General features: G+C 41.0%; 10 protein-coding genes and 1 CRISPR repeat array. Of the genes, 2 read left to right on the forward strand and 8 right to left on the reverse strand.

From position 1 onward, the window contains the following. Nucleotides 1-44: 44 nt before the first annotated feature. Together pheT and AACM02_RS14800 are read left to right on the forward strand one after the other, a co-directional pair. Nucleotides 45-2507, forward strand: coding sequence for a phenylalanine--tRNA ligase subunit beta (gene pheT, locus AACM02_RS14795; protein WP_339117403.1), 2463 nt, complete (start codon nt 45-47; stop codon nt 2505-2507). Between the two features lie 30 nt (nt 2508-2537). Continuing rightward, nucleotides 2538-3248 (forward strand): YebC/PmpR family DNA-binding transcriptional regulator, encoded by a 711-nt coding sequence (locus AACM02_RS14800; protein WP_332456990.1) that lies wholly within the window; start codon nt 2538-2540, stop codon nt 3246-3248. A gap of 92 nt (nt 3249-3340) precedes the next feature. Continuing rightward, a CRISPR array of direct repeats spans nt 3341-9960; the repeat unit is 37 nt; unit sequence GTTTCAATCCTTGTTGTGCTGGATGTAGTTCTGGAAG. Between the two features lie 195 nt (nt 9961-10155). On the opposite strand, the gene cas4 is transcribed toward AACM02_RS14800, so the two are convergent. Genes cas4 through AACM02_RS14840 form a run of 8 tightly spaced genes read right to left on the reverse strand, consistent with a single transcriptional unit; the run spans nt 10156 to nt 18720 of the window. Then, the gene (gene cas4 / locus AACM02_RS14805; RefSeq protein WP_321715543.1) at nt 10156-10728 is read right to left on the reverse strand and encodes a CRISPR-associated protein Cas4; all 573 of its coding nucleotides are present in this window, start codon (nt 10726-10728) and stop codon (nt 10156-10158) included. Continuing rightward, complete coding sequence (gene cas2 / locus AACM02_RS14810) at nt 10728-11018, reverse strand: CRISPR-associated endonuclease Cas2 (RefSeq protein ID WP_339117404.1); 291 nt, start codon at nt 11016-11018, stop codon at nt 10728-10730. The genes cas4 and cas2 overlap by 1 nt, the downstream gene beginning before the upstream one ends. Beyond that, the gene (gene cas1, locus AACM02_RS14815) at nt 11015-12007 is read right to left on the reverse strand and encodes a CRISPR-associated endonuclease Cas1 (RefSeq protein ID WP_321577027.1); all 993 of its coding nucleotides are present in this window, start codon (nt 12005-12007) and stop codon (nt 11015-11017) included. The genes cas2 and cas1 overlap by 4 nt, the downstream gene beginning before the upstream one ends. A 13-nt stretch (nt 12008-12020) precedes the next feature. After that, complete coding sequence (locus AACM02_RS14820; RefSeq protein WP_321715542.1) at nt 12021-12677, reverse strand: CRISPR-associated endonuclease Cas6; 657 nt, start codon at nt 12675-12677, stop codon at nt 12021-12023. A gap of 7 nt (nt 12678-12684) precedes the next feature. Then, on the reverse strand, nt 12685-15117 hold the full coding sequence (gene cas3 / locus AACM02_RS14825) for a CRISPR-associated helicase Cas3' (RefSeq protein ID WP_339117405.1): 2433 nt from the start codon (nt 15115-15117) through the stop codon (nt 12685-12687). A gap of 42 nt (nt 15118-15159) precedes the next feature. Next, nucleotides 15160-15915, reverse strand: a complete 756-nt coding sequence (gene cas5b, locus AACM02_RS14830; protein ID WP_339117406.1) for a type I-B CRISPR-associated protein Cas5b — start codon at nt 15913-15915, stop codon at nt 15160-15162. Then, nucleotides 15905-16819, reverse strand: a complete 915-nt coding sequence (gene cas7b, locus AACM02_RS14835) for a type I-B CRISPR-associated protein Cas7/Csh2 (RefSeq protein ID WP_339117407.1) — start codon at nt 16817-16819, stop codon at nt 15905-15907. Before cas7b ends, cas5b begins: the two co-directional genes overlap by 11 nt. A gap of 23 nt (nt 16820-16842) precedes the next feature. Next, nucleotides 16843-18720 carry a TM1802 family CRISPR-associated protein gene (locus AACM02_RS14840; protein WP_339117408.1) on the reverse strand — a complete coding sequence of 626 codons (1878 nt, stop codon included), beginning with the start codon at nt 18718-18720 and terminating at the stop codon, nt 16843-16845. Nucleotides 18721-19524 lie beyond the last annotated feature (804 nt).

The following is a 19524-nucleotide window of genomic DNA, read 5'->3' on the forward strand; positions in this document are numbered from 1 at the left end:
AACGAAGAATCTGAGCCTGGGTTGTCAAAATAAACGACTTTAGAATGAACATCTCTTACAATTGGCTGAAAGATTACCTGCAATTCGATCTTTCACCACAAGAAACAGCAGCAGCACTCACCTCCATTGGATTGGAAACAGGTAGTGTGGAGGAAATTCAAACCGTCAAGGGTGGTCTTGAAGGATTAGTTATCGGCGAAGTGCTGACCTGCACCCATCATCCCAACTCCGACCACCTGCACCTGACAACTGTAAACATCGGAAATGGAGAAGAACCGTTAAAAATAGTCTGCGGAGCCCCCAACGTGGCTGCCGGACAAAAAGTGGTGGTAGCTACAGTCGGCACTAAAATCTATTTTGGTGATGAACCAGTAACCATTAAACGCTCCAAAATCCGGGGAGAAGAATCTTTTGGAATGATCTGTGCCGAAGATGAAATAGGCATTGGAACATCACACGAGGGAATTATCGTTCTTCCCGACGATGCTGAGGTTGGCATGCTTGCCAAGGATTATTACAACGTGAAAAGCGATTTCGTCCTCGAAGTCGACATCACCCCCAACCGCATAGATGCCGCATCGCATTACGGAGTGGCGCGCGATCTGGCCGCCTATTTAAAACAAAGTGGAAAGCCGTTTTCCCTGACAAAACCCTCTGTTGACGGTTTCAAGACAGATAAATCGGAAGGTGGGATAGACGTGGTGGTTGAAAATAGTGCCGCCTGTCCAAGATATTCCGGGTTGACCGTTCGTGGTGTTACCGTAAAGGAAAGTCCCGATTGGTTAAAAAACAAACTGTTGGTTATCGGGCTGCGGCCAATCAACAACATTGTGGATATCACAAACTTCATCCTTCATGAAACCGGCCATCCGATGCACGCATTTGATGTAAATTATATCGAAGGCAACACGGTTGTTGTTCGCACATTGCCTGGGAAAAGCAAGTTCCTTACACTCGACGAACAGGAACGCGAATTGAACGAAAACGACCTGATGATCTGCAACACCAAGGAAGGGATGTGTATTGCGGGAGTTTTCGGCGGACTGAAGTCTGGGGTAACCGAGAGCACAACAGATGTGTTTCTGGAATCGGCATATTTTAATCCTACCTGGGTGCGCAAAACCGCTCGTCGTCACGGATTGAACACCGATTCATCGTTCCGCTTCGAACGGGGTGCCGACCCCGGAAACACGGTGTACGTACTGAAACGTGCCGCCATGCTTATCAAGGAGATTGCCGGAGGTGAAATTGAAGGCGAAATACGCGATATCTATCCGGTGAAAATAAACAATGCACAAGTAGTTTTGCCGTTCCGGAAGGTGAACTCACTTATCGGAAAAGAGATTCCGAAGGAAACGATTAAGAACATTCTCCAAAGCCTGGACATTGAAACGGAAAACGAGTCGGAAGAGGCACTGACACTTAGCATCCCCACTTACAGAGTAGATGTGACCCGCGATGTGGATGTGATCGAAGAGATCCTTCGCATCTACGGATACAACAACGTGGATTTCAGCGATTCGTTAAGGGCCAACCTGTCTTATCAAACCCCTACAGACCGCAAACACAAACTACAGACACTTATTTCGGAACAACTTACTGCAAGTGGCTTCAGCGAAATAATGAATAACTCGCTCACCCGGAAATCCTATTACGAAAACAACACAACCTTCCCGGGAGAAAACGGGGTAAAGCTGCTCAACCCCCTGAGTAACGACCTGGGAGTAATGCGCCAGACGCTTCTTTACGGAGGCCTGGAGAGCATCGCTTATAACCGGAACAGGAAGCATTACGACCTGCATTTTTACGAATTTGGGAACTGCTACTTTTTTGATACTGACAGGAAGCAGGAAGGCAATATATTATCGGGGTATTCCGAAGAAACCCATCTCGGCCTTTGGATTTGCGGCGACAGCAACCCCAAAAACTGGGCAGCCCCTCAAACTGAAACTTCTGTTTTTCAACTAAAAGCGCATATCGAAAATATATTGAACCGGTTGGGCTTTACTCAGAATCAGGTGACGTTTGAGTCGACTCAATCCGGAATCTACGCTTCAGGAATGAATATACGTACTTTCAACCGGCAGATCGGAAGTTTTGGAATTATCTCAGGCAACATCTTGAAGAAGTTCGATATCGACACCGACGTCTTTTTTGCCGAAATGAACTGGGATGCTCTGTTGAAGGAAACATCAGCAAGCGAAGTACATTTTTCTGAAATCTCCAGGTTCCCCTCAGTAAGCCGCGACCTGGCACTACTTGTCGATAAAAGCGTCACCTTTGCAGCCATTGAGCAAACAGCAAAAAAAGCGGAGAGGAAACTGCTTCAAGAACTGTCTCTGTTCGATGTTTACGAAGGAAAGAACCTACCTGAAGGGAAAAAGTCGTACGCGGTAAATTTCGTATTGCAGGACAAAGAAAAAACACTCAATGATAAACAGATTGACGCCGTCATGCAAAAAATTCAGCAGAATTTGGAGAAAGAACTGGGAGCATTGTTAAGATAATAATTTTTAAAGAAAGCCAATTGCAAAAATATGGGAAGAGCATTTGAATACAGAAAAGCCACAAAGCTAAAACGGTGGGGCAATATGGCCCGCGTATTTACGAAATTAGGAAAACAGATAACCATCGCCACGCGCGACGGCGGTCCCGATCCGGAAAACAATCCACGATTGCGTGTACTGATACAGCAGGCAAAAAAAGAAAATATGCCAAAGGAAAACGTTGAACGCGCTATCAAAAAAGCGACGGACAAGGACGTTTCGGATTACAAGGAAATGGTTTACGAAGGTTACGGCCCGTACGGCGTTGCCATCGTAGTGGAAACCGCAACCGACAATCCTACCCGAACGGTGGCGAACGTCCGGAGTTACTTCAACAAGCACGGTGGATCACTGGGGACCTCGGGAAGTCTGGAGTTTCTTTTCGACCACAAATGCGTCTTTAAAATCTCTCCAAAAGAAGGGGTTTCATTGGAAGACCTGGAACTGGAACTTATCGATTACGGTGTTGATGAAGTAGAGGAAGACGAAGGAGACATTATCCTTTACGGTGAATTTAAATCGTACTCAGATATCCAGTCGTACCTCGAAGAAAACGATTTCGAAATTCATTCGGCGGAGTTTGAACGTATTCCGCACGACACTAAATCGCTTAGCGACGAACAACGCACGCAGATTGAAAAACTGCTTGAGAAGTTTGAAGAGGACGACGATGTGCAAAACGTTTTTCACAATATGGAATAAACGGCAAAGAGCAAGGAACTAAGACGGGGAACTAAGATTGATTTTCAGTTCCCCGTTTTGTTTTTTTGTCTTTTCTCCCCAAAAGTTTAATCGCCTTATGCCTTATTATGCTGGATGTAGTTCTGGAAGATTTGACAATTCACGAATGGAGTGTTTGCGATTGCGTTAGTCCGTTTCAATCCTTGTTGTGCTGGATGTAGTTCTGGAAGTCTTTCTGATTCTGATAAGTAGGGTTAGGGTCAAAGTTTCAATCCTTGTTGTGCTGGATGTAGTTCTGGAAGTGATAGCATCATCCTCATCAACCACTTCATGGCTTTGTTTCAATCCTTGTTGTGCTGGATGTAGTTCTGGAAGAACATCCCCGAAGCTCCCCGAATTAGGTATTGTGTTGTTTCAATCCTTGTTGTGCTGGATGTAGTTCTGGAAGCGGTTGATTGTTTAAATACAGCGCCCTCTTTATTTGAGTTTCAATCCTTGTTGTGCTGGATGTAGTTCTGGAAGATCCTCTACTGTTACGTAAGCTGTTACGTTTTCATTGTTTCAATCCTTGTTGTGCTGGATGTAGTTCTGGAAGCAATTGCCCATTTAGTGTATCCAATCAGTTTAATGGTTTCAATCCTTGTTGTGCTGGATGTAGTTCTGGAAGCGTGAAATTTTTCTTTTTTCATAATTTTGTTTTTTGTTTCAATCCTTGTTGTGCTGGATGTAGTTCTGGAAGTTGATAAGTTAGTCGAGATTGGCGAGATTGCTGAGGTGTTTCAATCCTTGTTGTGCTGGATGTAGTTCTGGAAGCCGTCTACTATTCGGTATTGTGACGGTATCAGCTCAGTTTCAATCCTTGTTGTGCTGGATGTAGTTCTGGAAGTATCATCGTCTTTAGGTATTAGGTTTTCTATTGCGCGTTTCAATCCTTGTTGTGCTGGATGTAGTTCTGGAAGACCGGAATGCAAAAAGCTATCAACAGCGAGATAGCGTTTCAATCCTTGTTGTGCTGGATGTAGTTCTGGAAGCGGCGTGTTGTATCTAAATCTTGGCAGTCTTTCTGTTGGTTTCAATCCTTGTTGTGCTGGATGTAGTTCTGGAAGACCTATACCGACTTCACGCCAGAACAGATAGCGGAGTGTTTCAATCCTTGTTGTGCTGGATGTAGTTCTGGAAGAGGTATATCAAGACGGGCAATTGGAAAGTATTTCGAGTTTCAATCCTTGTTGTGCTGGATGTAGTTCTGGAAGTTACCGTATGGTTCTATACTATCCTTGTTAATAACGTTTCAATCCTTGTTGTGCTGGATGTAGTTCTGGAAGTTACCGTATGGTTCTATACTATCCTTGTTAATAACGTTTCAATCCTTGTTGTGCTGGATGTAGTTCTGGAAGTTTTGGAATTCAAAACAGTAGCATACTTGAGCTGAAGTTTCAATCCTTGTTGTGCTGGATGTAGTTCTGGAAGTTTTGGAATTCAAAACAGTAGCATACTTGAGCTGAAGTTTCAATCCTTGTTGTGCTGGATGTAGTTCTGGAAGCTTTTTTTAAAAAGCAGTACGCCGTTCCCTTGATAAGTTTCAATCCTTGTTGTGCTGGATGTAGTTCTGGAAGCTGTTCACCAGGGGGGACACCGTGTACCTGCAATCGAGTTTCAATCCTTGTTGTGCTGGATGTAGTTCTGGAAGTTACACCTCATAATTGTAAGTATGTGATATTCAATAGTTTCAATCCTTGTTGTGCTGGATGTAGTTCTGGAAGCGAGTTAAACACTAAACTTCAACAATCAACAGAGAGTTTCAATCCTTGTTGTGCTGGATGTAGTTCTGGAAGACCACGTCTGGTATGACGAATCCCCCTTGTCTCCCTGTTTCAATCCTTGTTGTGCTGGATGTAGTTCTGGAAGCTGGCAACGTTTTAAGCGTTACTGGAAATAACCTATAGTTTCAATCCTTGTTGTGCTGGATGTAGTTCTGGAAGTCTATCGAAGAATTTCTCTAATTTTCTTTGTAGGTTGTTTCAATCCTTGTTGTGCTGGATGTAGTTCTGGAAGTTATGTGAGTGTAATTGATTTGGGTGATGGATGTAGTTTCAATCCTTGTTGTGCTGGATGTAGTTCTGGAAGTAACGTCGCAGTGCTTGATTTCTATTTTGACAACATGTTTCAATCCTTGTTGTGCTGGATGTAGTTCTGGAAGCGTCAAGAACGGCAGAAAGGCTCAAACTCGTTGCGGGTTTCAATCCTTGTTGTGCTGGATGTAGTTCTGGAAGTGGTTGAAAAGTCTAACAAAGATTATGGCTTTGATTGTTTCAATCCTTGTTGTGCTGGATGTAGTTCTGGAAGCATGTCCATTCCGATTCCTAACTTGTTGTTATGCAAGTTTCAATCCTTGTTGTGCTGGATGTAGTTCTGGAAGCTCTGTTGGTTCATTGCCAGCGCCGAAAGTTTCGGTGTTTCAATCCTTGTTGTGCTGGATGTAGTTCTGGAAGTCGCTCTCTAATTGAACCAAATCAGCTTGGTCTGCTTTGTTTCAATCCTTGTTGTGCTGGATGTAGTTCTGGAAGTTTGTCTTTTCAGCGGTAAACCATAGTTCGTTTCCGGTTTCAATCCTTGTTGTGCTGGATGTAGTTCTGGAAGTTCGTAATCTTACCGTTTTCTTTCCTTGCCATTTAAAGTTTCAATCCTTGTTGTGCTGGATGTAGTTCTGGAAGCAGGGACAAGACCAACAAGGCATGGGGCGGTCTGTGGTTTCAATCCTTGTTGTGCTGGATGTAGTTCTGGAAGCTTTGACAGTGTCACAATCAGCCCGATTATGCTGAAGTTTCAATCCTTGTTGTGCTGGATGTAGTTCTGGAAGTACGTACAGATAGTCAAGATCTGAATTATCTTCATGTTTCAATCCTTGTTGTGCTGGATGTAGTTCTGGAAGAGGTATCTAATTGATGAGACATAATTTAATAACAATGTTTCAATCCTTGTTGTGCTGGATGTAGTTCTGGAAGACGCAAGCGAAAACGGTTTCTATCATATCAAAAAAGAGTTTCAATCCTTGTTGTGCTGGATGTAGTTCTGGAAGGAAAACGAAGAAAAAGAATTATTTTGACATGAAAATGTTTCAATCCTTGTTGTGCTGGATGTAGTTCTGGAAGATTTTTGGAGAAGATTGTTTTGCTTCTGTGAAGGTATGTTTCAATCCTTGTTGTGCTGGATGTAGTTCTGGAAGAGAACAAGAGGAACTAGAAAAAGTAGAGAAAGTCTTGTTTCAATCCTTGTTGTGCTGGATGTAGTTCTGGAAGGGTTCTCATTGCATAATACTCTAACCGACAACATATGTTTCAATCCTTGTTGTGCTGGATGTAGTTCTGGAAGCAAGAACTATATCAAGGACCGAACTTGGTCTAGTGAGTTTCAATCCTTGTTGTGCTGGATGTAGTTCTGGAAGAGAGAGCCTGCTGCCTGATAGCAATGTGCAGCGTAGTTTCAATCCTTGTTGTGCTGGATGTAGTTCTGGAAGATGAAAACACTTCATTATTCGTGTACCACCTTAGCAGTTTCAATCCTTGTTGTGCTGGATGTAGTTCTGGAAGACAAAGCTTTCATTATTTACACTTGTTATCCACTGTTTCAATCCTTGTTGTGCTGGATGTAGTTCTGGAAGTTCGTCACCATCCCGGATGCCACGCTTCCGATCTGGTGTTTCAATCCTTGTTGTGCTGGATGTAGTTCTGGAAGAGTGAAGAAGATCAATAATCGGATAGAGGAGCTTAAGTTTCAATCCTTGTTGTGCTGGATGTAGTTCTGGAAGTTAGCGGGCGATGTGGAGCAATTGGCATATGTGAAAAGTTTCAATCCTTGTTGTGCTGGATGTAGTTCTGGAAGTTAACGCCGTCTGTGCTTATCTCTGTTTTTGTGCCGGTTTCAATCCTTGTTGTGCTGGATGTAGTTCTGGAAGTGATACGTACCTGATCCATATATCCGAACCTTGACGTGTTTCAATCCTTGTTGTGCTGGATGTAGTTCTGGAAGATTTTGTGAACAATGAAAAGAATATTATGGATAAGTTTCAATCCTTGTTGTGCTGGATGTAGTTCTGGAAGTCCACGAAGTCAATACATACATATAGGAGATTATCTGGTTTCAATCCTTGTTGTGCTGGATGTAGTTCTGGAAGTAATTGCTTTCATTGTTGTAATCTTTAATTATTTCAGTTTCAATCCTTGTTGTGCTGGATGTAGTTCTGGAAGAGCCCAGGAGTGGTTATCTCCAGCCTAGCTACATCGTTTCAATCCTTGTTGTGCTGGATGTAGTTCTGGAAGAATATACAACTATTTTCGTGCAAATCGGCTAAATTGTTTCAATCCTTGTTGTGCTGGATGTAGTTCTGGAAGGATGCTGCCGGAAACCTTACTGTAGAGGGTACGAGTTTCAATCCTTGTTGTGCTGGATGTAGTTCTGGAAGTACATAAGTTTGACCTACCTCTAATTTGGTTTCATGTTTCAATCCTTGTTGTGCTGGATGTAGTTCTGGAAGGGCTATCCGTGCTGTCCATTGTCTCTATAATTCTGTGTTTCAATCCTTGTTGTGCTGGATGTAGTTCTGGAAGCTCTGCGCCGCCCCGTTGTGTTAATCTACCCGAATCAGTTTCAATCCTTGTTGTGCTGGATGTAGTTCTGGAAGTGATGACCGAGTTTGGAAGCATCCTGCCGGTAGCGGGTTTCAATCCTTGTTGTGCTGGATGTAGTTCTGGAAGCAAGCGTCATGTGCTGTATTATTCCTGAAGTGGTTGGTTTCAATCCTTGTTGTGCTGGATGTAGTTCTGGAAGTCCTGCATCGGTTGCGGGGGCTTGTTGTGTGTTGGGTTTCAATCCTTGTTGTGCTGGATGTAGTTCTGGAAGTGTATTCCAATGAGTTCATACATATCCCAAACCCTCTGTTTCAATCCTTGTTGTGCTGGATGTAGTTCTGGAAGAAATAGAGATGTTGTTATGCCTGTATATTCAAGCTAGTTTCAATCCTTGTTGTGCTGGATGTAGTTCTGGAAGCCACATGTCGCCAAGTTTATACGAAGTTGGCTGAATGTTTCAATCCTTGTTGTGCTGGATGTAGTTCTGGAAGCTTCCTGCTGCGAGACATGCTATTCGCTTTTCATTCGTTTCAATCCTTGTTGTGCTGGATGTAGTTCTGGAAGACCGCCAAAGCCGGGAACATGTGAGAGTTTATCCCGGTTTCAATCCTTGTTGTGCTGGATGTAGTTCTGGAAGCGTCCATAGGTTGGTTGCAGAAGCGTTTATTCCAAAGTTTCAATCCTTGTTGTGCTGGATGTAGTTCTGGAAGGAAGCACCTCAAACAATAATAATATATGGGGTGAAAGTTTCAATCCTTGTTGTGCTGGATGTAGTTCTGGAAGTGTTGCAACCACAGCTATACGTATAACTGGCAGTAGTTTCAATCCTTGTTGTGCTGGATGTAGTTCTGGAAGCATTTGTAGAAAATAATATGACCTATGGAGAAAGAACGTTTCAATCCTTGTTGTGCTGGATGTAGTTCTGGAAGTTATTATACCTTGTGCTGTATCGTCATTTCTTTTCGAGTTTCAATCCTTGTTGTGCTGGATGTAGTTCTGGAAGATGCTTACTGGTGGTGGCGTTTCGTGGTTATTCAAGCGTTTCAATCCTTGTTGTGCTGGATGTAGTTCTGGAAGCTGGAATTGCTTCAAAAGCACTTCGGAAAGGTGATATTGTTTCAATCCTTGTTGTGCTGGATGTAGTTCTGGAAGTAACGCCGTCTGTGCTTATCTCTGTTTTTGTGCCGGTTTCAATCCTTGTTGTGCTGGATGTAGTTCTGGAAGCGTCAGGCAGCCCGGTTAGATCGTGCGCCATCTTCGGTTTCAATCCTTGTTGTGCTGGATGTAGTTCTGGAAGATTTTTTTTAAGTGAATAATTTTGTTACAAATGTAGGTTTCAATCCTTGTTGTGCTGGATGTAGTTCTGGAAGCCTCTGCCCGGATGTTGATGTTAATCTACCCGAATCAGTTTCAATCCTTGTTGTGCTGGATGTAGTTCTGGAAGTTTTTAATGCAATAATTGAATGCGTCCATATATTCAAGTTTCAATCCTTGTTGTGCTGGATGTAGTTCTGGAAGACGAATTAGAGTTAAGGCATTAATGGCGGCCTAATTGTGTTTCAATCCTTGTTGTGCTGGATGTAGTTCTGGAAGCGGAGATGTGTATGTTCTAATACACAAATATGTGGGTTTCAATCCTTGTTGTGCTGGATGTAGTTCTGGAAGATTCGGGTCAACGGGGAAATCGGAGTACCTGTTCGGTTTCAATCCTTGTTGTGCTGGATGTAGTTCTGGAAGATCAATACTTTTGCCGTCAATCATGTTGATAATTTCGTTTCAATCCTTGTTGTGCTGGATGTAGTTCTGGAAGTGGCAAGCCTGTACTCGTCGCTCATCATCAACCTATGTTTCAATCCTTGTTGTGCTGGATGTAGTTCTGGAAGTTTGTCGGCTCGTCCGGAACGTGGTTTCCGCTTGGGAGTTTCAATCCTTGTTGTGCTGGATGTAGTTCTGGAAGTTTTTCTTTGTGGACAATTAGGTCATACTTTCTGCAAGTTTCAATCCTTGTTGTGCTGGATGTAGTTCTGGAAGAATCAATACTTTTGCCGTCAATCATGTTGATAATTTCGTTTCAATCCTTGTTGTGCTGGATGTAGTTCTGGAAGTCGTCTATTGAGTTATCAATATGATGTTCAGAACTGTACGGTTGTTTTTTGGAATCATTATTTTCTGTTTTCAAAATGTCAAAGAACGCAAAAAACACGATTTTTTTAATGATTTCCGAGAATGTAATTTTCTCTTTCTTAGTGGAATATATCATGTTTTTTGATGTCTCAAAATAAATTTACTCCCGGAAAGCTTTATTTGATACAAATATTTCTATATGTACAGCCAATACATCTTTTTTTAGATTTCGTTGCTTTCGGAAAAAAATTATTAAAAATAATTTCGTTCACTTGTTCACAAATATTTCGTATCTCTTGTTTCGCAGTCTCGCTTATTACTATTTCAACCAATTTGTTCGCAGAGCGAGTGTAAACCAAAAAGCCTTTATCTACGCGTCGATGAAAATTGTCTTCAATTAGTACTGCATAACACTCTAATTGAGTCTGATATGTATTATAAATTCGTTCCTCAAATTTAGCAAATTTATAATCAAGTGGAGCCATTGTGCCATCTTTTAACACTAAAATTTCATCAACAACTCCTCGTAGTAACTCGTTGGTCAAATATTGATCAAGATATTTATCCACGGCCCCGATTCTTTTGCGTAAATAATCCCTGTTCCGTTCCAGTTTCAAGTCGTGTAGGTTGCGCCCCTTTTCCACTTTGTAGTGGCGCTCTTCAAATTGTGGGATACAAAGCACGTGTTCGTAATATGTGAACCGGGGACAATAAAGGTACTCTATGATATGTGATGGTGTGATAGACATCAGAAAAACAAGGCTTTTACATCGTCTGTTACTAACTTCTTATCAAATGCTTGCCCGAGCAAAACTGTTTGACGAAGTTCATTTTTACTCATTGGGAAGATATAAAGAGAATCGGTTTCTTCATCTATCAACTCGGTCACAGATAGTTCGAGGGTGTCTTTGTCGTTTTCATCCAAGCTTCCTAGGAATACCGATTTCTGTACGCGATAAAGGCCGACCTTTTTGCATATCTTAGAAATCTTGGTGCGTGGCTTATCTTTCTTGATATCGTATATAACCCAGCAAATCATGTTTTTTTTATTAATTGGTTTGCGAACTGGTGAGCATCCATCTGCATAGCATTAACTCTTGTTTGATTCCTACCATTGTAACGGATTGTGTCTTCCTCCAAAAAACTTAACAATGATTGCATCAATAAATTTTTTCCTTCGGCATTCAGGCTATAACCATTTGTGATCTTACTCGTGTGGCTATCATTGATTTTTTTTGCTGAAAAGAGCTTGAATACGACTTCTTCAGCATATGTCCTATAAGGTTCAATAAAATCAAAGACCATACTTTTCATATTGTAATCATCCCGGTGCATGAATCCAACATACGGATCAAGCCCAGCAATCACCAGTACTTTTTCTACTCGGCTGTATAGAACGCCATAAGCGTAATTTAAAAAAGCATTAAAAGGATCAGCTGCCGGGCGAAAACTACGCCCTTCGAATTGATAACGTTCCGCCAGAAGAGAACTTAACACTCTGAAATATACTCGCCCAGATGTACCCTCTAATCCTCGAAGAGTACTGTCGATATCCTCTATTTTAGAGCCTTTCAATCCATTTATTTTTAATGAGATACCTTTGATGATTTCAATCTTTTCCTGTATCTGTTCGGCAGAGGTAAGTCGATGGCTTTTTAACCGTTTCAAGAATTCGATTTGATTCTCTATTTTTTTTGTTAACCAGCTTTTTGTCCAGTGAACACCTATTTCGTTCAAGCTAGCATCCAACTGCTGCTTCCTAATTTTTGAGGTACTTCCCGGCTTGCTATGCCAAAAACGACCAATAGGCATTCCATCATACTCGAAAACAATAATATCAATATTGTTTTTCATGGCCAGTATTATGGCATCGGTACTGAGAGCCGCTCCTTTGCTCATTAATATGGAAGTAACCTTCTGACTGGCGAAATGGTGTTTTTGTTTTTCTCCATCCTTCGTGAGTGATACTTCAAACAGATCATCTTTTACATGAACATACGTGCCATATGTGTTAATGATTAACTGCATATTCTTGGTTTTACTAGATTTGACTAACAGCACCAAATCCACGACTCACAGCCTTTCCTATCCCTACCCATTCCGGTAAGTAAGCATTCGTGGTAAACCTCCCTGAAAATGCCAGCATTTGCTGATCTTTAAACTTTGTCTGTTTTTCTTCCAACTGTACGACACCCATGATGTTTTCACTTACACGAAAAGAAACACCCTTATAGAAACTTAGTATGTTATTTTGCAACTGACGATTCAAGAACTCTTTTTTCTGCTTCGTATCTAGGAGTATGTATTTTCTGTGATTATCCTGATTCAAGGCCATCCAGAGCGTTTCAAAAGCGTAGTTGTACAACTGCTGATTTACCGTCAGCTCGCATCGTGTCTGATGAATATTTTTAGCGGAAATAGGATAGTATTCTCCCTCGATATCCAATTCACGGATTTTCAAAAAGAGTGAAATTAACAGATCGGCACCCTCTTCGAAGCCTATTAGCATCGGTACGTTTCTAATTACCTTGTATTGAACCAATGGGTAAGCGTACCGTGAAGTGCCATCTTGGTAATGATTGTGTAACAACGGAGAATGCTCTTTAAATAAGTTGCCAAAATACCCACGCAACTTATGTGCATCTCGTGTTTTTAATCGAATGTCGGGGAACTGAATGATTGTTTGAGTGATTTGCATGATTCTACTAAATTGTGATGGACGTTTTGTTCGTGTCGTATCCGATATTTTCCCTCGTGTCGTTAGCCGAATAGGAATAAAACGCGGAAGGTTGTTCTAAACTCGATAAATAAAATCCGTGCACTTGTTCGGAGTCAAAATTAATTTTCGTCTCACCGTATGGAACCGGTACGTTGATTACATAATCGTAAAAAAGAGATTTAAACGACGCGAATTTTGTCTTTCTCTCCCAGGGTGTTAGCTCTTCATCATAAAGAGATACATAGCGTTCCCATACATATTTAGCCTCTTCGTTCAATTGAATGAAGACCGATTCAGTTTTACGCTCTTGGATGAGTTTTAGATCGATCTCCATGAATCTCAAATCTCGAATGGCGTCAAGTAAATCCGAAGAAGTCTCGTCAGATTGTTTTCGGACCTCTTCGTAGTATCGGTCAATTAGATCCAGATAGTCTCTTTCCTCCATTACTTCAATATCCGAGAGCGTGTTCCTAGTTTTTAGCATTAGGTCTGAACCATAGATTCTACTTGTTGCTTTTCCATGCTCATCGTCAATATCATAAAGGAATATATCAGATACCTGCTCTTTTTCATTATATCGGTTCGCGCGTCCGGCCGACTGGATAATTGAATCGATGGGAGACAACTGCCGGAAGATGGTATCCACGGAGATATCCACTCCTGCTTCTATTAATTGAGTGGAGACAATTATTTTACGTTTATGACTCCTTTTTTTAATTTTTTGAATAATCTCTTTTCTTTCGTGGGGAGTAATGAGCGTGGATAAGAAGAAGTATTGGACGTTATCCAGAATTTCCTGCTCCTGTTTTGTTAATTCCTCAAAGCAGCGACGGGCGGCCTTTTTGGTGTTCAAGATTATCAGCACGTCTTTTTTAGGTTCGTTATAAATATAATCAGAAATTATATCGATGAAATCCTCGAAAGAGATTTTGTCTTTGTGATAGACCAACCGGGTGCGATTAAATACTTTGAAATACTTTCTGTGATCGGGTACTAATTCCACTATATCCACTCTCGGAGCAAATATAAGAGGCTGCGTTGCTGATATAAGGATAAAATATATATTTAAAGTTTCGCCAAGCGAAAGGAACGTCTTCCTTACCGTTTCCCATAGCTCGTAGGGAATTGTCTGAATCTCATCAAGCAGGATTACGGCGTTTCTCAGGTTAACCAATTTCATTAGCTTGGTTTTATCCATTGAAAGAATCGTTTCCAGAAATTGAACGAACGTTGTCACGATAGTTTCAGATTGCCATGTTTCAATCAAAAATTGACTCTGATTTTCTTCATACACCTTTTCAGAACTATCTTTGTACCTGGGTTCGCTCAAATGATGATGCTTTAATAAAAACTCGCTCGAATCGGTTTCCAGTACTTCTCGATACACTTCAAAATTCTGGTCAATGATCGAAGTATAAGGGATAACGATAGTCACCTTTGCGTTGATATTTCCTGTGAGTGACCTTATTTTATCAGCCACGGAAAATGCCGTTAGTGTTTTCCCCAACCCTGTAGGTAACGTGATCGAGTAGAGGTGCTGATCACGGATAAACACCCTCTCCAAGTGTTCCAACGTGCCAAAATAAGCCTCGTTCTTGATTCGATTAATTTCCGAAACCGGGATATTGAATCCATTCTTTTCCCTGTATCGATTCAAGCACCCTGTGATATCAGTCGTTGTATTCGTAGTATTAACATCTTTCAGGATCACGTCGTTCTTATCTGAGTACATCAATGCGGAATAGATTACCTGAAAAAGATTAAAGAGTTCGACTTGCGTTTTCTCGTCCAGCTTCGGATAATTAAGCTTGAAGTATAAACGAAAATCTTTTAGTCGCTGCTGGAAACTTGCTAATTCCCAATATTCTGTGAACGCTCTCCATGTAATCTTGATAGGCCAATGATCACACAAACTCGAAAGAATTAACTCAACTGAAGGAGCATGAATGCTTTTGATTTGTTCTGAAAGGTATTCAATGTCTTCGTTAGAAAATAATATTTCTTTCTGAAGGTTCTGGATGTTGCCATGATGCCGTTTCACGGCTATCAGAACCAGTATCGGGAGAAACTCCTGCAGCAGCTTGTCTTTAAATTCTCGCTCACAATACCTGCTAGCGACGAAATAGGCAAAAACCGACGACAGCAATGAATGATTCTTCAAATTGCTATGAATCTCTTCTGGGTTACGGATATAATTCTGGAAATAGCCTGTAGCTTTCGCGATGTCATGAGAGATAGCTGCAATCCAAACCAAGTCGGAGAGTTGCCGATTCGTTATTTCAGTCTCCTTTACAACGAACCGGTAACCTTTCTCCTCCACGGTCGCTTTCGCTATTACAGCTACAACTGACAGATGATCAACAAGTAGCTTTTTCGGATGCGAAAGCAATCCTTCTTTATCGATTTGCAACTCTTCCATCCTTCTTTATGACTCTATATAATGTGCATAATATCTGAAAGATTATAGAAAAAGAATATTCCCAATCCCGTTCAGTGTTAAATACTCTGGTACACGGGCATGCAGAGGATTCCCGTTTTTTTCGATAAGTATCTCGGAATATTCCAAAACTTCTCTTTCTCTATTCATGGCGACGGGCATGTTGTTGGCCGAATAAAACCATTCCTTTTGAAAGTCTATAGGTGGTTCACCCACTACTTTTGACAGATTCACTGCCGTGATGATTTCCACGATCTCACTGTTTGAGGTTACTACTCGCGCTGTTGCTCGTTGGACGAAATCCACCCTTGCGGTAAATTGAGCCAAACCTAAGTAGGGAGTAAAATGATGCCTTCTATGCTGTATCCGTTCAGATAGTTCCTCGAATTTGGCGGTATCATCCATTGCCAGGTAGATGCGGTAATGAGGATCTTTTACAAGCTCAAACTCCGTTTGGGTGTGTCTCGCCCGTGTTAAGTCGTAAAACGATATTTTCGTGTTAATCAAGTTGAACCCGATATTTTCTTTCTTCACGGGCTGCATAACTTGTACGGCGATGCCGCTCCTCTCTTTTGAGAAAAACTCCTGAACCGGTTCAATACCCTCCGCGTAATGACCGTCACTCGTCTCTCTTTCCATTCCCAGGATTGCTCCCAGCATTCCCGCGATCGCGGTACGCGTGGGAATAGAGTAGGTGAGAGGTGAGGTTGTGGTGTTGTACTTTCGGAAGTGCCCGTATTCGCCCATGATGTCGAAAATAAGCAATTCCTTATATTTCATCCTTGCTGATATTTGTGATTAATTTACCATTACTGATCATCGTCAACCTTGAGTCAAGCTTCAAGTGAATCTTGGCTATCTTCTCCTTGTTCTCTTTGAGTGCCTCTAGTAATTCCGATATATCTAATTTATAATCATTAGTGCCTCTTATTTGTAGCTCGTTCATCTCTCCGTAGTCCAGTTTCAGCCGTTGACGCAGGTTACCAATATAGAAAGGTTCCTTGTATTCCACCTCGAGTAAGAATAGGGGCGATTGTCCAAATTTCGAACGAGAAATCAGGTTCTTCGTGCCTTCCCAAATTCCTTCGAGCAATAGCGATTTATCTTCCGTGGTCATTCTGGAATAACGTGCTGCTTTCTCGTTGATTATCCCGTTAAAGCCTATTACAGCGTAGGGTATCTTGTATTCTGTCCGGAATGTGGCTTGAATCTTTTTTTCAGTCGACGCAAACGCACCAGTGCCTTGTTCTTCAATGATTTCAGTTTTATTTAACGATTTTCCCATTTGAAATTGCACCGGGCCAATATATGTGATAGAATCCTTGGCTAAAGGAATTACTCCGCCAAATACCCGGATATCGATGCATTTGGCAAGGATGATATCTGCCTGTTCCTGAAAATCCTTGGCACGGCGTTTTCCATCTTTGATATACTTCTTGTCTCCCTCGTCGTAGGTTGTTTCCCGAACAAAGATATCCTGACGGTCGTCCAATCCGTTGAACTCCTTGTACTCGTACCAGTAATCCCGTATCGTCCGCTTCAGACGGACGTCAGAAACGAGTGCGACACTACTTTCCGTGTCGAATCGTGGACGGTTTTCATTTAACGGATCACCATTCGGGTTCGCGTTTTCAATGTCATAAAGAAACAAAAGCTCACTGCGGCTGTCGATAATTTCACTCATGATCTTGTCTGTTTTAAATGTTATTATTCTGATTCTGTGTTTTCTTCACTTTTTTCTCTCTTAAACCTGGAGCCCATTTCGAGACCGGCAACAAAGTAGAACGAGAGTTCATTGTTACTCATTGAAACCATATCCTGTTTCTTAATTGTGAAATAATTGTTAATGATTTCCCGAAGTTCAGGGTATACATTATTCTTCAAGTGTTTCTGAATCTTGTCCAGTGCTTCCAGGTAGATTTGCATTAGGTGCTCCGAGTTCAGGTTATACCCTCGAAGCTTGCTTTCGAATGGGGTGCTGGATAGGTTCCTGTATTGAACGTCGAAAACGAAACGCACCAAAATTCCCACGGCGAAAATGCCAATTTTAATATCGCTATCCAGGAAGCTCCTGTTATTAGTCACAAACCGGTTAAATTCGTCAAGGTTAAACCGGTTGGTTTTTTGTTCATCTTTTACCGTGTCCATTGTATTCATAAAATTATAGTTAATATTGTTTTGTATGATTTTTAGCTCTTGTAAATAATTTATCAGCATGATAGCTTCCAATATGCTTCGTCGTGTAGATTTGGTTGTTTTTTCTCTCGTATGTGCTTCATTGTAGTTTTTTCTTATCACATTCATGATTTTTTCGAACATGAAATCCTTTGAAATGGGTCTGCCAAGAAAAATGTTTTGCACAACCTCTAAAAATTTGTCGTCGAAAAACTCCTTGATAATCCCGAATGAAAATTTCAGATCCTGTTGTTCTTTACCTTTTATAATAGCATTCCTAAATAAGGGGATGCGGTTAACAGCATTCGGTACTCGCGAAAAGAGCTCATTGAATCTAGATGGTAACACCTCTTCCAACATCATTTTAATGCTAATCGCTTTACTCATTTTATCTTCGGAGAAAAAGAGCATATCCACATAAAAAAAGTTATTCTGCTGAGCGATGATTTTTTGTACGTGTTCTTCGGAGTCAGCTCGCTCTTCGCTCGATTCTTTTTTTATCCTCGCGTCAGCAAATGCACTTTTAAGCAGCTCCACGATCGTTTCCAGTTTCTCCCGATCGTTTTGTAAAACGGTGTGGGGAACGAACAAGAACTCGTATCCGTAGAAATACCCTGTCAGATGCTGTCTAATGTATTTTTCTCCATACTCGAGCGCCAACGCCTCTTTTGATGATACGGGATAATTTCTCCAGAACTTTTCCTTGTTAAAGAATCCGCTAATAAATCCTGGCTTATCGGGAGTAGAGTATTTAAAGGGTGCTGCGAAACCGTATACCTCGTCTGCTTTTTCGCCTGTAACCGAACAGATGACATCAGCAGTACGTGAAATAGTGCCATTGTGCTCGTATTTCTTTTCAGAGCCAGAATTAAGTATCATGGTCCGGACTGTCTCAAAATCGTAAAGATAGAGTTCTTTTTCTCGATGTATCCGTAATGAAATACCTGTGGTGGTCCGTTCTTCCTGCGTCGCATTATTGAAATAGTCTGCAATCTGCCATGCTATACGTTGTTCGTTTAGTAAGAACTCCGCCTCCACGAGCTTGAATAGTTGGGCTTCGAGATGCTTCCCGTGAGTAAGTTTTTTAAATTGCGCCTCCTTGATATTATTCAGTTTTTTATCCGGTGGATTGCCGAGTTTCGTGGTAAAGGTAACATCACCACCGCGTGCACTCCCTTTCCGGTAGGCGTATTTCCGGTAACTGGATGAATCCTTCCTTACCTTTTCGATGTCTATCCCTCTGTATTGACACTGCAGTTCACCCTTGTTGTCAATGATTTCAAATACCATCAACAATACCTGGTAATCTTTTCCAGGGAACAGGTTCTCGATGTAAAGATCTACCGGGTCAATGAAGCTTTTTTGCTCCAGCTGCCAATGTCCGATTTCAGATATTGATCTATCGTTCATGTTTTTCAGGTTTTAACTATTAGTTGGAGAGAATTTTTATCTCGCCTATTTTTTTATGTTATGCTATCCTTGTTGTAATGGAGAATCTCACATATAATTTTTTAAATTTCAACCCTTGTTTCAATGAGAACCTTTATTTTGCTCATTTGTCGCGGGTAAGCTTATGAGCTTCATAGTATCGAGACCTCAAAGGTAAATGTTGTTTGGGATATAAACAAGAAATTCGATAATTATTTTTTATTAAAAAATTAAATGTAATGAAATCTGACTTGAAATGGAGAAATTTCATTAATTTTATTGTGAATGCGATTCAGTAGTTGAAGTAGTTGAAACTGATCGCGATTTTATTTAGTTAAAGTGTTTAAAATCAATGGAATAAGTATATTAAATATTACTTAATCCACTGAGAATCATCAACTTAGAAGAAAATTACCACAAATTCTCTAGGTAATGATTTCCAGGAAGAAAGAGCTTGAATTGATAAAGACTTATATGTATGTATGTGATTTATACGATCAGGAACTGAAATATTACTGCCAAAGATACAGCAATAATTCCAATCCTGTTTTCACGGATCAGGAAATAATGACTATCTACCTGTTTGCAGGTCATTGTCAAAAGTATTTCCAAATCAAGGATATACATAACTTTGCATCGGAATATCTTTCCTCCTGGGTATGTTTATTTCACCCCAAAAGTATACCAGTATTTCAATCCAAAAGTATACCATTTAAAATTAATTTGCAAACTTGTTTTGTTAGTATTGCTATTTTGGCGGTACCGCCAAAATAGCAATACTAACAA

This window comes from Petrimonas sp. (assembly GCF_963921705.1).
In the GTDB taxonomy this organism is placed as follows: domain Bacteria; phylum Bacteroidota; class Bacteroidia; order Bacteroidales; family Dysgonomonadaceae; genus Petrimonas; species Petrimonas sulfuriphila.

Bases quoted from the DNA above. Each gene is read 5' to 3' on its own strand.
- AACM02_RS14800 (WP_332456990.1), top strand. From the start codon at position 2,538: ATGGGAAGAGCATTTGAATACAGAAAAGCCACAAAGCTAAAACGGTGG.
- cas2 (WP_339117404.1), bottom strand. From the start codon at position 11,018: ATGATTTGCTGGGTTATATACGATATCAAGAAAGATAAGCCACGCACC.
- cas7b (WP_339117407.1), bottom strand. From the start codon at position 16,819: ATGAGTGAAATTATCGACAGCCGCAGTGAGCTTTTGTTTCTTTATGAC.
- AACM02_RS14840 (WP_339117408.1), bottom strand. From the start codon at position 18,720: ATGAACGATAGATCAATATCTGAAATCGGACATTGGCAGCTGGAGCAA.
- cas5b (WP_339117406.1), bottom strand. From the start codon at position 15,915: ATGAAATATAAGGAATTGCTTATTTTCGACATCATGGGCGAATACGGG.
- pheT (WP_339117403.1), top strand. From the start codon at position 45: ATGAACATCTCTTACAATTGGCTGAAAGATTACCTGCAATTCGATCTT.
- AACM02_RS14820 (WP_321715542.1), bottom strand. From the start codon at position 12,677: ATGCAAATCACTCAAACAATCATTCAGTTCCCCGACATTCGATTAAAA.
- cas3 (WP_339117405.1), bottom strand. From the start codon at position 15,117: ATGGAAGAGTTGCAAATCGATAAAGAAGGATTGCTTTCGCATCCGAAA.
- cas1 (WP_321577027.1), bottom strand. From the start codon at position 12,007: ATGCAGTTAATCATTAACACATATGGCACGTATGTTCATGTAAAAGAT.
- cas4 (WP_321715543.1), bottom strand. From the start codon at position 10,728: ATGTCTATCACACCATCACATATCATAGAGTACCTTTATTGTCCCCGG.